At 61.0% G+C, this 13,910-nt stretch carries 10 protein-coding genes; 7 read left to right on the plus strand and 3 right to left on the minus strand.

Translation table 11 applies throughout. The features are described 5' to 3' along the window. Positions 1-180: 180 nt before the first annotated feature. The 4 genes from HHL26_RS01545 to HHL26_RS01560 are packed head-to-tail and all read left to right on the plus strand — an operon-like array spanning position 181 to position 5,973. Positions 181-480: a CopG family transcriptional regulator gene (locus HHL26_RS01545; protein WP_066563150.1), complete on the plus strand. Its 300-nt coding sequence runs from the start codon at positions 181-183 to the stop codon at positions 478-480. Then, complete coding sequence (locus tag HHL26_RS01550; protein WP_066563148.1) at positions 477-2,543, plus strand: type IV secretion system DNA-binding domain-containing protein; 2,067 nt, start codon at positions 477-479, stop codon at positions 2,541-2,543. The genes HHL26_RS01545 and HHL26_RS01550 overlap by 4 nt, the downstream gene beginning before the upstream one ends. Beyond that, positions 2,540-5,455, plus strand: a complete 2,916-nt coding sequence (gene mobF / locus HHL26_RS01555; RefSeq protein WP_066563145.1) for a MobF family relaxase — start codon at positions 2,540-2,542, stop codon at positions 5,453-5,455. The genes HHL26_RS01550 and mobF overlap by 4 nt, the downstream gene beginning before the upstream one ends. Beyond that, complete coding sequence (locus HHL26_RS01560) at positions 5,452-5,973, plus strand: lytic transglycosylase domain-containing protein (RefSeq protein ID WP_082749146.1); 522 nt, start codon at positions 5,452-5,454, stop codon at positions 5,971-5,973. Before mobF ends, HHL26_RS01560 begins: the two co-directional genes overlap by 4 nt. A 520-nt stretch (positions 5,974-6,493) precedes the next feature. On the opposite strand, the gene HHL26_RS01565 is transcribed toward HHL26_RS01560, so the two are convergent. From HHL26_RS01565 to cysD, 3 genes are all read right to left on the minus strand, one after another. Continuing rightward, positions 6,494-7,264: a 3'(2'),5'-bisphosphate nucleotidase CysQ gene (locus HHL26_RS01565; RefSeq protein WP_240962267.1), complete on the minus strand. Its 771-nt coding sequence runs from the start codon at positions 7,262-7,264 to the stop codon at positions 6,494-6,496. Next, complete coding sequence (gene cysN, locus HHL26_RS01570) at positions 7,261-9,174, minus strand: sulfate adenylyltransferase subunit CysN (protein WP_102999817.1); 1,914 nt, start codon at positions 9,172-9,174, stop codon at positions 7,261-7,263. Before cysN ends, HHL26_RS01565 begins: the two co-directional genes overlap by 4 nt. Positions 9,175-9,296: 122 nt before the next feature. Then, positions 9,297-10,214 carry a sulfate adenylyltransferase subunit CysD gene (gene cysD, locus HHL26_RS01575; RefSeq protein ID WP_066563138.1) on the minus strand — a complete coding sequence of 306 codons (918 nt, stop codon included), beginning with the start codon at positions 10,212-10,214 and terminating at the stop codon, positions 9,297-9,299. A gap of 336 nt (positions 10,215-10,550) precedes the next feature. Here cysD and HHL26_RS24165 point away from each other — a divergent pair, with 336 nt between their 5' ends. The 3 genes from HHL26_RS24165 to HHL26_RS01590 all read left to right on the plus strand — a co-directional run bounded on the left by HHL26_RS24165 (position 10,551) and on the right by HHL26_RS01590 (position 13,890). Beyond that, positions 10,551-11,444, plus strand: coding sequence for an AraC family transcriptional regulator (locus HHL26_RS24165; RefSeq protein ID WP_237230106.1), 894 nt, complete (start codon positions 10,551-10,553; stop codon positions 11,442-11,444). 135 nt (positions 11,445-11,579) lie between these two features. Beyond that, entirely contained in the window at positions 11,580-12,725 is a 1,146-nt protein-coding gene (locus HHL26_RS01585; protein WP_237230104.1) for a sulfotransferase, read from the plus strand. Continuing rightward, positions 12,712-13,890: a hypothetical protein gene (locus tag HHL26_RS01590; protein ID WP_237230102.1), complete on the plus strand. Its 1,179-nt coding sequence runs from the start codon at positions 12,712-12,714 to the stop codon at positions 13,888-13,890. The genes HHL26_RS01585 and HHL26_RS01590 overlap by 14 nt, the downstream gene beginning before the upstream one ends. The last annotated feature ends 20 nt before the right edge of the window (positions 13,891-13,910 follow it).

The following is a 13,910-nucleotide window of genomic DNA, read 5'->3' on the forward strand; positions in this document are numbered from 1 at the left end:
ACCGGGCCATCGCATTTTCTTGATAAGATACTGAAATGATGCGGTATGATCCGTATTATTTTTCCGTATCCTGACATTTTGAACGCGCCGTCCTCGGGGTGTTGAAAAATCCCTTCATTTCAACTATAAAAGCTGTGCTTCACCTCCCCGGTAGGGGCTCCGTATCATCGGAGCTTCTGCATGGTCACAGTTACTTTTCGTCTCGACGACGCCCTCCATCGGCGCCTCCTTCGGCGCGCCAATGGGGCCGATCTCAGTCTTTCCGCATTCATCCGGTCAGTCCTGACCAGGGCCGCCGATCCTGATCGCGCCTATATTTACTCGTCGAAAGACGAGATCCTCGCGGTGGTAATCCAGACGTTCGCGATCCTCGTGACCGCGGTCGGCGAACGAGCGCCGCAGGCCTTGGAAAAGGGGCAAGGCTATGCCCGCCAATTGCTCGATGAGCGGGGCCTTCTGTCTGAGGAGGGACGTTCATGAGCATCTTCCGCAACGACACGCTGGGCAGTTGGACGAGGGGTGGACAGGCCATCGTTCACAATGTCCGCATGACCACCCAGGTCTTCTACCAGACTTGCCTTGCCGGTCTCGTGATCTGGATCGGCGGTATCGTCTGGTATGCGCTCGAAAAATCCTCCGACTATGAGCGTTTCGTGCTGGTGAAGATCGGCCAGGCGACCTTCATGAGAGACGCGGTTCCCGGCAATGTCACGCCGATCCTGTTCAGGACACCAACGGGCCAGCAATATTGGACCACGCCCAAGGCGCTGCTCGACTCCCGGCTGGCCCACAAGACCCTCGCGGCCTTCGAAAGCTACCTCCTGCACGGGGCTGCTCTGTCGGGTGTCTTCGCCCTCGCCATGCTGCTTTGGGCCTGGTTCTATTTCACCCGCACGGGACGCGGCCTTGGCTCCAATCAATTCCTGCGCGGCGCCCGCTTCGGCACCGTCAGACAGTTGAAGCGGGCGCTTCTCTGGCAGAAGAAGGGGCCGCTCACGATCGGGGGAGTCCCGGTGCCGGAGGCTTTCGAGCCCGAGCATATCCTCCTCTGCGGAGCGCCCGGCACCGGCAAGACCAATCTCATCGTCAAGATGCTGGAGGGCATTCGCACATCGGGTCGACGGGCGATCGTCTATGATACCGCAGGCACCTTCGTCGAGAAATTCTACCGCCCCAAATATGATACGCTGCTCAATCCCCTCGACCAGCGGACCGCGCGATGGTCCCCTTGGGTCGATGTCCCGCGCGACTATCATTATGACCAGATCGCTGAGTCCACGATCCCGGATAAGGGGGGTGATCCCTTCTGGGCGAAGGCGGCGAGAGGGACTCTGGTGGCAGTCCTGCGAAAGCTCGCCCGGCAGAAGCATACCTATGTCTCTCTGCTCCTTGACCGGTTGCTCCGGTCCAAGCTCAAGGATCTCGTGGCGTTCGCCGCCGGCACCGATGCTGCCGCTTTTCTCAGCATGGAAGGGGACCGGACCTCGGCCGGCATCCAGGCGGAACTGGCCTCGGTCATGCGCAGCTTTTCCTATCTCGATGACACGGAGGATGGTTTCTCGATCCGCGACTGGGTGGAAAAAGGGGAACCGGGAAGCTGGCTGTTCATCACCGTGAAGGCGGACCAGCTTCCCTCGCTGCGTCCCCTGATCACGGTCTGGCTCGACATCGCCATCAGCGCCATCATGAGTCTCATGCCGGATCGGGACCGGCGCCTCTATTGCGTCATCGATGAACTTCCAACGCTCCAGAAGCTGCCCTCCCTGAGCGACTTCCTCGCGCGGGCGCGCAAATATGGTGGCTGCGGCATATTGGGTTATCAGAGTTACCCGCAGCTTGAGGCCACCTATGGCATTCAGGATGCTGCCGCCATCACCGGCTATTGCTCGACCTGGGTGGCGCTGCGCGCCAATGACACCCCGACCGCCAAGCATGTTTCCGAAAATCTGGGTCAGGTCGAACAGGTCGAAGCCAATGAAGGCATGAGCTATGGCGTCAACGACATGCGGGACGGCGTCAATCTCTCCCGGATACAGGTGACCCGGCCGCTTGTCATGCACACCGAGGTCACGAACCTTCCCAATCTTTCCGGTTTCCTCCGGTTCGGGCGTAACCTTCCGGTCGTCAAGTTCGCGGACCGGTACAATGTCGTCTCCTCGGACGAACCTGCATTTGTCGAACGTGTGGGTCCGCCGGAGCGGCTCAGTAAGGCGGACGAATTGGTCAAACTGGCCAAGGCCGAGGCACGGGTGCGAGAGGCGCTCGAGCGTGAAAGGGGGCAGGGTGATGATCTGCGTCCTCCCGCTAAGGAGGGGCAGGGCTCCAGTGCTTCTGCCACCGGTGCGCCGAGCGTGGATGGGTCGCCTGCGGTCGAGAGTGAGGCGGCGCAGGTCGATGCCATTCTCGGCGCGGAGCAGGGTAAATTGCCGATCCCGCCGCGCGATGCCTGGACCTTGCTGGCTGCGCGCCAGGGCAGCATTCAGTCGAACCTCGTCCAGCATGGCCGCGCCGATGGCCCCCGCGAACAGGCAAGGCCGGCATGATCAATCCCGTCCGCCTATATGGCAAACCCGGCAATGTCGTCCGCTATTATGCGCTCGGCGATTATTACAAGAAGGGTCCCGATGAGCATTCCGAATGGGGAGGGGAAATTGCGCGTGACCTTGGCCTCGAAGGAAAGGTCGATCCCGAGATATTCGAGCAACTGCTCTCCGGCTGGGTTAGGGAGCAGCAGCTTGGAAGGCACCACAAGGATGGGGAGATCGAGCATCATCCCGGTTGGGATTTCGCGGTCAACGCGCCCAAGTCGGTTTCCATCATGGCGCTGGTCGCGGGAGACGAGCGGATACTGGCTGCACATGAAAAGGCGGTCGGGACAGCGTTGGACTATCTGGAAGAACATGCCGCCCTGCGGCGCCGCGTCGCCGGCGAGATTGTCTATGAGACGACCGGCCGGCTGATTTTTGCTCGCTTCACCGAACATGCCAGCCGGGAACTCGACCCCCATCTCCACACCCATGTGGTTGTCATGAACATCACTGGCAGGGAGGGCGAGGCGCACATGGCAAGTCTGGAAACTCGCGCCATGTTTGCGGAGCAAATGACCGCGGGACAGGTGTATCGCAACGACCTAGCCCATGGCCTTCGGGAGCTGGGTTATGAGATCGACCATGATCCTCGCAACGGCCTCTTCGAAATCAGGGGTGTTCCGCAGGATCTGGTGAAGGCATTTTCCAGGCGTGCCGAACAGATCGATGCCCATGCGCGGGAAGAGGGGCTGACCGGGCAGGCCGGACGCCAGGCCTCCTTCTATGCGACCCGCCCTCCCAAGCAGAAGGTCGGTATCGAGGCGCTGCGGGAGCAATGGCAGCACCGATCGGAACGATACCGCGAAGATCTCGATCTATTGAGCGGCAAGGACAGCAGGGAGATCGTTCCGCGCGCGGCCGACGTTGGCCGGGCCGCTCTGTTCGGCATGCGACAGGCGGAAACGCGCGAAGCGGTGAACAATCTGGGACGCATATTCCGTCTTGGCCTCGCTTCCCATGTTGGGGAAGTGCGCTTGTCTGACGTCCGCCCGATGATCGAAGCCCATGAGGCACGGCGCAAGCTTCTGGCAACGCGCGAACAAACGGGCCATCAGATATTGACCCGGGGCCGCACGACGAGAAAAACCGCGCGTCTTGAGTTGGAATTGACGCAGCATCTTGCGCTTGCGTTGAGCGATGCTCGGCCCCTCGCGTCTGCGGACCGGCTGCTGGTCGCGCTCGAAAAGGCTGGTTTGACGCCGGCCCAGGAACAGGCGCTGGTGAATGTCGCGATCTCGCGCGATCGGGTGAATGGCATCCATGGGGTGGCCGGCTCGGGGAAATCAACGCTGGTCAAGACGCTCAAAGAGGCTGCGGAGCCAGGCACCATCCTCATTGCGACCGCCCCGACTTCGTCTGCGACATTGAAGCTTGGGCAGGATGCCGGCATCGAGTCCCGGACCGTTGCCAGTCTGCTTGCCGGGGGCGGTCATGGGATCAGCGATCGCCATGTGCTGGTGCTGGATGAAGCTGGGCAGCTCGGCAATCGGCAAGCTGCCCGTGTGCTGGAGATCAGTCGCAAAACGGGTGCCCGCCTTCTCCTCTTGGGTGACGATCACCAGACCGGCGCCATCGAGCAGGGCAAAGCCTTCTGGTTGCTGCAACGACTGGGTTTGCCGACCGCGGAACTCAAGGAGTCGGTACGGCAGGAAACCAAGTCGATGAGAGCTGCGGTTACGTATGCGCGCGAGGGTGACTATCCCGCTTCGATCGCCGCGCTCGATAAGGTCGTAAGCGGGGAGAGCGTGGACATACTTGCCAAGGACATGGTGAGGGAGTGGACCCGGCTCAAAACGGAGCATCGCGTTGGCACGAACATTCTCGTGCTTGAAAATGCCACTCGTCTGGCTGTGAACGCCCAGATACGGGAAGCGCTCCAGAAGGAGGGGGGCATCGCCATCGAGGAGAGTCGTCTCCAGATTGTGTCGCCGGCGGGGATGACCGACGAAGAGAAGCGGTTCGCGCGCTTTTATTCGCGTGGGCAGGTCGTGAAATTTGGGCGCGACATTGCCGAGGTCGGTATCGCCCGGGACGTGGAATATCGCGTGGTAGGACTTGGCCGCAATGAGAACGGCCGGCAAATCGTTCGGTTAGCCGATGAACAGGGACGGATTATCCGGTGGGACCCCCGATCGACGCGCCCCCGTCAGGTCAATGTCTTCGACCAAGGTGAGCGGGACTTGGCGTCCGGGGATCGCGTTCAATGGCGATTGGCCAACAAGGAGCTCGATCTGAAGAATGCTGAGCGAGGCACGGTCGAACAGCTCGATGGATTGCTGGCAACAATCAGATGGGATCGGGATGATAGAGTCCAGACCGTAGATTTGTCGATACACAAGACTTGGGACCATGGCTACGCCGAAACCGTGTATTCGTCTCAGTCTAAGACCTATGCACGGGCTTATGTTTTGGCTCCCATCGGATCAAGTCTCGTCAATGGTCAGAATTTCTACACGGCGATCACCCGCGCGCGCCTTGGCGTGAAGCTATGGACGGAAGACAGGGATAAGCTGGCCAAGAAATTGGAGCAAAACTCAGGTCAAAAGACATCATCTCTTGAAGGTCTTGGTCGTCTTGATCGAGACAGTCGACGCAGTTTCACGGCGCGTCATGGGGAGAAATTGCGTCGTCAGCGCATGGATCAGGAAATCCAGCGGCAGGAGAGAAGAGAACGTTTGGGTTCGGCAAGCTCCCGATCGCAAGCGGAGGAATTGACGCTGCCCGAAAAGCTTGCAGGCCGGGCACGGTCCGTTGCCGAACAGCTTGATTCCTTTCTGCGCTCGTTGATTGGACGCGACCGGTCCAGGCCGGAACCGACTCAAGATCAGGAACATGGGCATGATCGGTCAAAAGGGTTGGATCGATGAGTGGGCCGAAAGGCCTGGTATTGGCAGGGCTGATCGTCATGAGCCTGACAATCCTGTATGCAGCCCCAGCTAACGCAAAGCAGTTTGCCGGGGATGTCGAGGTGGCGCGGTGCATTCGGCTCGCATCAAATGGAAAGGGCTGGCTGGAAAAGACGCTTTGGGGCCTACGAGATCAGGAAGCGGGATGGGTTGGCGCCAAGATCAGGAACACAGACGGCAGCTACGATTTGGGCCCATTGCAAATCAACAGTTGGTGGGTACCGAAAATCTCGGCCTTGGTTCATCAATCGGAATCTGAGATATGGCATCGGCTTCAACATGACACCTGCTTCAATGTGTACGCTGCCCGCTGGATATTTCTGACCGACTTGCAGGACGCCCGAGATTACTGGGCAGCGATCGGCCACTATCATAGTCGGGTTACATGGAGGAAAACTAGCTATATTCAGAATGTATGGAGGCGGCTTGTTGCACGTTTTGGACTTGATGCTTTCGGAAAAGGAGCAAATATGCCCTGATGCCTATTCCTGCTCAAGCGGATGCAGGCGTAGGTGAGGCACCGTCGTCTTCCCCAATATGTATAACGCCAGTGGACTTGTTCCCACACCCGCAAAGCGGCTGAATTCCGCCATTCCGGCAACATATGGTGCAGCAAATCAGTTGACCGCCGGCTGTTCGGGCGCCGCCGCCACCCAGGTCAGTCTTGGAGCCGTAGAGCGTTGACGTAATGCGATTCCCGTTGCCTTCGACGCCGTAACTGCGACCATTGAGATTTTGATTGTACGGGGGAAACCGGTCGGTTGCTCCCGTTAGCCAATTTTTGACAAAATCGCTCGACGTTCAAAAATCAGGGTGAAAACGGCGATCATCGGCGTGGATCGGCTTGGAAGCGGGGCCCAGCAGATTTCGGTCAGGCATCTGATGTTGAAGGAAGCCATATAGAGGACATAGCGTGGAAAGCACGTCAGACAACGCTAAGGGCGAACAATCGGTGAACGCTTACCGGGCATATGACCCGCTCTGGCGGGATCGGCCGTTTCAGTCGGCGACCTGCGTGACCTCCGCGATCAGTTCGAGAATCTGCCTCGCATGCTCCTTGCGGCAGATGAGAAGGTCGGGGAGGTAGACGTCTTGTCTATTGTAGACGAGCGGCGAGCCGTCGATCCGCGAGCAGTGGAGGCCATGGGCGACCGCGACCGCGACCGGGGCCATGCTGTCCCATTCATATTGCCCGCCCGAGTGCAGATAGATATCGGCCTGGCCCAGGATGACCGCCATCGCCTTGGCGCCGGCGCTGCCCATGGGGACCAGCTCCGCCCCCAGCCGTTCCGCGACCGCGACCGCCTCGGCGGCGGGGCGGGTGCGGCTGATCACCATGCGCAGCCTGTCCGGGGCAGGCGGCACGGTGACCGGCTGGTCGGAGCGCAATAGCGTGCCGCCATCCAGACCCGGCAGTGCGACTGCGCCTATGGCAGGCTGCCCGTCGAGGGCCAGACCCACATGCACCGCCCAATCGCTCCGCTCCTCGCCATATTCGCGGGTGCCGTCCACCGGATCGACGATCCACACCCGGCTCATGGCGAGCCGGTCGGCATTGTCCTTCTCCTCCTCGGAGAGCAGGCCGTCCTGCGGCCTGACCTCGCGCAGGGCGTGGCACAGGAACTGGTTCGCCGTCTGGTCCCCCGCCTTGCCCAGCGCCTTGGGGCTGAACAGGCCGCTTTCCCGCACATCGATCAGGATGCGCCCGGCAATCTCCGCCAGATGGGCGGCGAGATCGGCGTCGGTCATGTTTTCCACCGCCGCGCTCATGGGATCAGCCTCGCAACGATGGCATCGGCCGCTTCTTCCGCCGTCATGGCGGTGGTGTCGACGCGGATCTCCGGATCTTCCGGCGCTTCATAGGGGCTGTCGATGCCGGTGAAGTTCTTGAGCTGACCCGTGCGCGCCTTCTTGTAAAGGCCCTTGACGTCACGTGCTTCGGCCTCGGCCAGCGGCGTGTCGATATGCACTTCGACAAACTCGCCCGGCTGCATCATCTGCCGCACCATCTCGCGCTCGGCGCGGAAGGGCGAGATGAAGGCGGTGATGACGATCAGCCCCGCATCGGTCATCAGCTTGGCGACTTCGCCCACGCGGCGGATATTCTCCACCCGGTCGGCATCGGTAAAGCCCAGATCCTTGTTCAGCCCATGACGCACATTGTCGCCGTCGAGCAGGAAGGTATGGCGGTTCATCCGCGCCAGCTTCTTCTCGACAAGGTTGGCGATGGTCGACTTGCCCGCGCCCGAAAGCCCGGTGAACCACAGCACGGCCGGCTTCTGGTTCTTGAGGCCCGCATGGAAATCGCGGCTGACATCGGTCGCCTGCCAATGGACATTCTGCGCCCGCCGCAGCGAGAAGTGCAGCATCCCCGCCGCCACCGTGGCGTTGGTGATCTTGTCGATCAGAATGAAGCCGCCCAGCGTGCGGTTCGTCTCATAGGGTTCGAACACGATCTGCTTGTCGGTCGACAGGTTGGCGACGCCGATGGCGTTCAGCTCCAGCGTTTTCGCCGCCAGATGCTCCATCGTGTTGACGTTGACCTGATATTTGGGGTGCTGGACCGTGGCGGTGACGGTCTGGGTGCCGATCTTCAGCCAATAGGGGCGGCCGGGCAGCATTTCTTCGTCCGCCATCCAGACGATGGTCGCTTCGAACTGGTCGGCGGCCTGGGGCGGATTGTCCGACGCCGCGATCACGTCGCCGCGCGAACAGTCGATCTCATCGGCGAAGCACAATGTCACCGACTGACCGGCGATCGCTTCGTCCAGATCGCCACCCAGCGTGACGATGCGGCTGATCGTGCTGGTCTTGCCGGAGGGCAGGACGCGGATCGCATCGCCCTTGCGCACCGTGCCGGTCGCGATCTGGCCGGAAAAGCCGCGGAAGTCGAGGTTCGGGCGATTGACCCACTGCACCGCCATGCGGAAGGGCTTTGCCTGATCGGAGACCTGATCGACCTCGACGGTCTCCAGATGCTCGATCAGCGCGGGCCCCTTGTACCAGGGGGTGTTGGCCGACGGGCCGGTGATATTGTCGCCCTTGAAGCCGGAAATGGGCATGGCCGTGAAGGCCTTGATGCCGATCGAGTGGGCGAACTCGGTATAATCCTTGACGATGCCGTCATAGACCGCCTGGTCATAGTCGACCAGGTCCATCTTGTTGATGGCGAGGACGATATTCCTGATGCCGATCAGATGCGCCAGATAGCTGTGGCGGCGGGTTTGCGTCAGCACGCCCTTGCGCGCGTCGATCAGGATGACGGCAAGGTCGGCGGTGGACGCGCCGGTCACCATGTTGCGCGTATATTGTTCATGCCCCGGCGTGTCGGCGACGATGAACTTGCGCTTTTCGGTGGCGAAGAAGCGATAGGCGACGTCGATGGTGATGCCCTGTTCGCGCTCGGCGGCAAGGCCGTCGACCAGCAGAGCGAAGTCGATTTCCTGCCCCTGGGTGCCGACGCGCTTGGAGTCCGCCTCCAGCGCGGCGAGCTGATCCTCGAAGATCATCTTGCTGTCGTAGAGCAGGCGGCCGATCAGCGTCGACTTGCCGTCGTCCACCGATCCGCAGGTGATGAAGCGCAGCATCGTCTTGTGCTCATGCACCTGCAGATACTGGTCGATGTCCTCGGCAATGAGGGCATCGGTCTTGTAGATAGGTTCGTCGAGCGTGTCGGTCATGTCATCTGTCCCGTCATCCCGGCAAAGGCCGGGGTCGCATTGGTCTGGTTCGTATCAGGAGGCGAAAGACCCCAGCCTGCGCTGGGGTTGACGCTTGGGAACGCTTCGCATTCCGTAGTGCGTCAGAAATACCCTTCCTGCTTCTTCTTCTCCATGCCGGCGCCGCCGGCATCCTTGTCGATGGCGCGGCCCTGCCGTTCCGATGTGGTGGTGAGCAGCGTTTCCTGGATGACTTCCGGCAACGTCTTCGCCTTGCTCTCGACCGCGCCGGTCAGCGGATAGCAGCCCAATGTCCGGAACCGGATGGAGCGCATCACCGGCTCCTCTCCAGCCTTCAGCGGGAAGCGTTCGTCATCGACCATCAGCAGCATGCCGTCGCGCTCCACGGTCGGGCGCTCCTGCGCGAAATAGAGCGGCACGATGGGCACGTCGTTCAGATGGATATATTGCCAGATGTCCAGCTCGGTCCAGTTGCTGATCGGGAAGATGCGGATGCTCTCGCCCTTGTTCTTCTTGGCGTTGTAGAGGTTCCACAGCTCCGGCCGCTGGTTCTTGGGGTCCCAGCCGTGGCTGGCGGTGCGGAAGGAGAAGATGCGCTCCTTCGCCCGACTCTTCTCCTCGTCGCGCCGCGCGCCGCCGAACGCCGCGTCGAAGCCATAGAGGTCGAGCGCCTGCTTCAGGCCTTCCGTCTTCCACATGTCCGTGTGCAGCGCGCCATGATCGAACGGGTTGATCCCGCGCTCCTGCGCTTCGGGGTTGTGATAGACCAGCAGTTCCATCCCCGATTCCCGCGCCATCCGGTCGCGCAGATCGTACATCGCCTGGAACTTCCACGTCGTGTCGACATGCAGCAGCGGAAAGGGCGGCGGCGAGGGGTAGAAGGCCTTGCGCGCCAGATGCAGCATCACCGCCGAATCCTTGCCCACGGAATACAGCATGACGGGCTTTTCGGCCTCCGCAACGACCTCCCGCAATATATGGATGCTCTCCGCCTCCAGGCGCTGGAGATGCGTCAGCCCTATCCGTGGCTCTTTGATCATGAAATTCCTGCCGATAGCAAATGGACACTATCTGCTCGGTAGCAATATAAGGTGTCGATTCCGAGCTATCGATCAGCATTCAAAGTGCCAAATGAATAGCGATTCCGTCAAGGATAGGCTAGTACGATCGTAGCCGATCCGAATGATGATAACAGTAACATCTTGGGTATCTATCGTCAAAAATATGAATATTTCCCGTAACCGCGTATCAGGGAAATCATCCGATTATATTTTTGGAACCAGAAGAGATCGTCCGATAAATCAGCTTCTCCTGATAAGGTCGATCGCCTATCATCACGATAATCCGGAGAGAAGAGAGCGCAGGTAAGGGCCGATATGTCGATAAGACCTTATGACGCTGCCCGTCATGCTGAGGGCACAAGACTGGACTTCATATTCCCGCAGGAATTCGAAACGTCTCTCGAAGCGGCCAAGGCTACAGTTGGTGCCCGCTTTGAAGTCCGGCGGTTTTTCTGGCGGGAACGGAACGAGATCGTCTTCACGCCGCCGTGCAGCTATTTCGAATTGACCCACTTCCCGTCCGTGGGTCGTTATCTCGCTTCTGCCTGCGACTTTTGCGAGCAGGGCGAAGTGCGCTTTTATCCGGCCGCGCGTCCGTTCCAAATGCATTGGCAGGAACGCGAGCAAAGATCGCTATTTTGCAGAATAGATATTCCCGCGATTACCGGATTGCCGATGGAACTTTCCGATCAACAACTGCGCGACACCATAGACATGCGCAATCCCCACGTCAGGGCGCTGCTTCTAAGGGCGCAGCAGGAACTGGTGGCGCCGGGGCTGTGTTCGCAACTCGTTCTGGATTCGATCAGCGTCGGGCTTGCAGCCGAAATGGTGCAGCAATTCGGCCCGGAAACGCAAGCCGAATTCACCAGTCGCCGGACGTTCGACCAGCGCTATCTGGCCGGCCTTGTCGCACATATCCGGGAGCAGCCCGGCAGGGTCGAGATCGGGCAGTTGGCGGCGGAACGCGGCATCAGCGTCCGTCATTATGAACGCCTGTTCCGCGCCGCGACGGGCGAAAGTCCCGCAGCCTTTTGTCGCCGTCATATGCTGGCTCTGGCAAAGGACTTGCTGATGGACCGATCGCTTCTGGTCAAGGAGATCGCCTATCGCTGCGGTTTTGCCAATACGGCAAGTTTCAGTGTGGCCTTCCGCCAGATGGAGGGCTGTTCGCCGCAGCAGTTCCGCGACCGGCTTTTGATCCACTGACGCCCATTGGTGTAGCCGCAATTTTCGACATCTGTTTCCGATAGGCGACATCGAGGCCGCCTGCGCTTTTCATCGGTGCCCGGACCGGTCATCCTGCCCAAAATGGTCGTCAGACCGGTTTGAGAGAGGATGGCAATGACATTTGGATTTCCGGACGCGGACGCGCTGCTGGCGCAATATCCGCTGCCTGATTATTTACGGGACAATGTGCGGCCGGGGCTCGAACAACTGCTCGCCTCGATGGAGGAAGACCGGGCACTCAACGCCAATGGCCATGCCCGGGCGCTGCATATCATCGCCGATGACTTGTCCCGGCTGAAGGCGATCGCCGACGATCGGGCGCGCTATCCCAACATTGCCAATGTCGAAATCAGGCAGCCGCTTTTCATCCTCGGCCTGCCCCGGTGCGGCACCAGTTTCCTGCACGCCCTGATGGAAGGCGACCCGCAGATCCGCACGCCGCTGATGTGGGAAGTGGCCGAGCCATCGCCCCCGCCCGAAGCCGCAACCGCCGATACGGACCCGCGCATCGCCCGTTTCGACGAACATCTGCGCGCGCAACTGGGCGGTGATGCCGACGAATTGCTCAAAGCCCATCCGCTCGGCGCCAAGATCCCGCAAGAATGCGGATCGTTCATGACGACGTCGTTTCAGAGCAGCAATCCGTGCATGTTCCAGCATCTTCCCCGCTTCTACGACTGGTTCAAGGGCATCGACGCGACCTTTCGTTACGAGGTCCATAAGATGTGGCTTCAGCATCTGGGCTGGCGGCATCCCGGCAGGCATTGGGTGCTCAAGATTCAGGAGCATATGTATAAGCTCCCGGCGCTGCGCCACGTCTATCCCGATGCGATCTTCATCCAGCCGCATCGCGACCCGACCACCGTCATCGCCTCCATCTCCCAACTGATCAGCGTCATCCGTGGGCCCTCCTACGACCGGCTCGACCTGCATGCGCTGGGCGCCGAATTTCTGCAACTCTGGTGGGACGGGGTGAAGTGCTGCATGGATTACCGCAAGGCGCATCCGGACCTGCCGATTTACGACATGCGCTACAAGGATCTCGTTGCCGACCCGGTTTCGACCATCCGGGCCGCCTATCACCATTTCGGCTGGGATTTCACGCCGGACTCGGAAAAAGGCATTCTGGGCTGGCTGCGGGAGAATCCGGCGGGCAAGCATGGGCCGCGCAGCTATACGCTGGCCGATTATGGCCTGACCGCCGAACAGGTGAGCGACAGGTTCGCCGAATATATTGAGACCTACCATGCCTATCTCTAATACGTCCCAGTGGCGCGCCTGGCTGGAGCAGATGGCGGGGGCGGAAAGCGTGCTGGACAGGCTGGCCGATCCCGATGATCCACAGGCCCGGGCCGAGGCGCACCGCCTGTTCTTCGCCATCCTCGCCACCGGCTATCAGACGGCCTTCGCCGATCCCGATCATCCCGATTTCGTGCCGTCGGTCAGCAGCGTGCTGAACACGGTCGGGGTCAATCCCGACTTCATCTATGGCGCGGCGCGGATCGACGGCAGCGGCGTTTACAGGTTGTCCGGCACGCGCGGGGATGGGGTTTTCGTGTTTCTCGATCTGGTCGCGGGCGGTCTGGGACCGATGGAGGATATGGGGGCTTCGGTGGGCATGATCGATCTGGATGCCTGCACATTGGGACCGGACGGCGCATTCGACATCCTGTTGGGCGGCGAGCGGCCGGAGGGTCATGCGGGCGACTGGTTCCCGCTCGACCCGCGCGCGGTCACCATTGGTCTGCGCCATGCCTATTATGACTGGGGCGCGGGGCGCGATCTGCGCATCGCGATCGAACGGGTCGACCGGCGCGTGGGCGGCGGTCCCGTGCCCGCGGCCGAGATCGCCCATCGGCTCGATCGCCTGTCGGCCTTCGTCGAACGCTATGCCGCATTCGCCTTGGGCTATGGTCAGCGACAGCGGGCGCAGGGCTTCGTCAACAGGCTGGAATATGACGACTGGGCCGGTCGCGGCGGCGTTGCCGGGCAGCATTATTATCAAGGCATCTTCCGGCTGGAACCGGGGGAAGCGATGATCATCGATACGGCGGTGCCCGATCAGGTGCGCTATTGGAACGTGCAGCTCAACGATCCACTGTGGAACACGATCGACTGGATCAACCATCAGAGCAGCCTCAACGCAGCGCAGGCGCGGCTCGACGGCGACGGCCGCTTCCGCGCCGTCATCGCACTGGACGATCCGGGCGTGCCCAACTGGCTCGATCCGGCAGGCCGCAACGAAGGGTCGCTGATGCTGCGCTGGACCGGCGCGAGTTCCGGGCCGGAGCCGACGCTCAGACTCGTGCCCGCGGCAGAGCTTCGGTCGCATCTTCCCGGCGACACGCCGCTGGTCACGCCGGAGCAGAGGGACGAGATGATCCGTAACCGTCGGCGTGGCGCGCAATGGCGACGGCGCTGGTGACGGGATCGACCCCATCCGGC

The sequence above is a fragment of the Sphingobium sp. TB-6 genome (assembly GCF_012927365.1).
Taxonomy (GTDB): Bacteria; Pseudomonadota; Alphaproteobacteria; order Sphingomonadales; family Sphingomonadaceae; genus Sphingobium.

Coding starts and splice junctions, on each gene's coding strand:
- HHL26_RS01565 (WP_240962267.1), bottom strand. CDS start 7,264: ATGAGCGCGGCGGTGGAAAACATGACCGACGCCGATCTCGCCGCCCAT.
- HHL26_RS01550 (WP_066563148.1), top strand. CDS start 477: ATGAGCATCTTCCGCAACGACACGCTGGGCAGTTGGACGAGGGGTGGA.
- HHL26_RS01585 (WP_237230104.1), top strand. CDS start 11,580: ATGACATTTGGATTTCCGGACGCGGACGCGCTGCTGGCGCAATATCCG.
- HHL26_RS24165 (WP_237230106.1), top strand. CDS start 10,551: ATGTCGATAAGACCTTATGACGCTGCCCGTCATGCTGAGGGCACAAGA.
- HHL26_RS01590 (WP_237230102.1), top strand. CDS start 12,712: ATGCCTATCTCTAATACGTCCCAGTGGCGCGCCTGGCTGGAGCAGATG.
- cysD (WP_066563138.1), bottom strand. CDS start 10,214: ATGATCAAAGAGCCACGGATAGGGCTGACGCATCTCCAGCGCCTGGAG.
- HHL26_RS01545 (WP_066563150.1), top strand. CDS start 181: ATGGTCACAGTTACTTTTCGTCTCGACGACGCCCTCCATCGGCGCCTC.
- mobF (WP_066563145.1), top strand. CDS start 2,540: ATGATCAATCCCGTCCGCCTATATGGCAAACCCGGCAATGTCGTCCGC.
- cysN (WP_102999817.1), bottom strand. CDS start 9,174: ATGACCGACACGCTCGACGAACCTATCTACAAGACCGATGCCCTCATT.
- HHL26_RS01560 (WP_082749146.1), top strand. CDS start 5,452: ATGAGTGGGCCGAAAGGCCTGGTATTGGCAGGGCTGATCGTCATGAGC.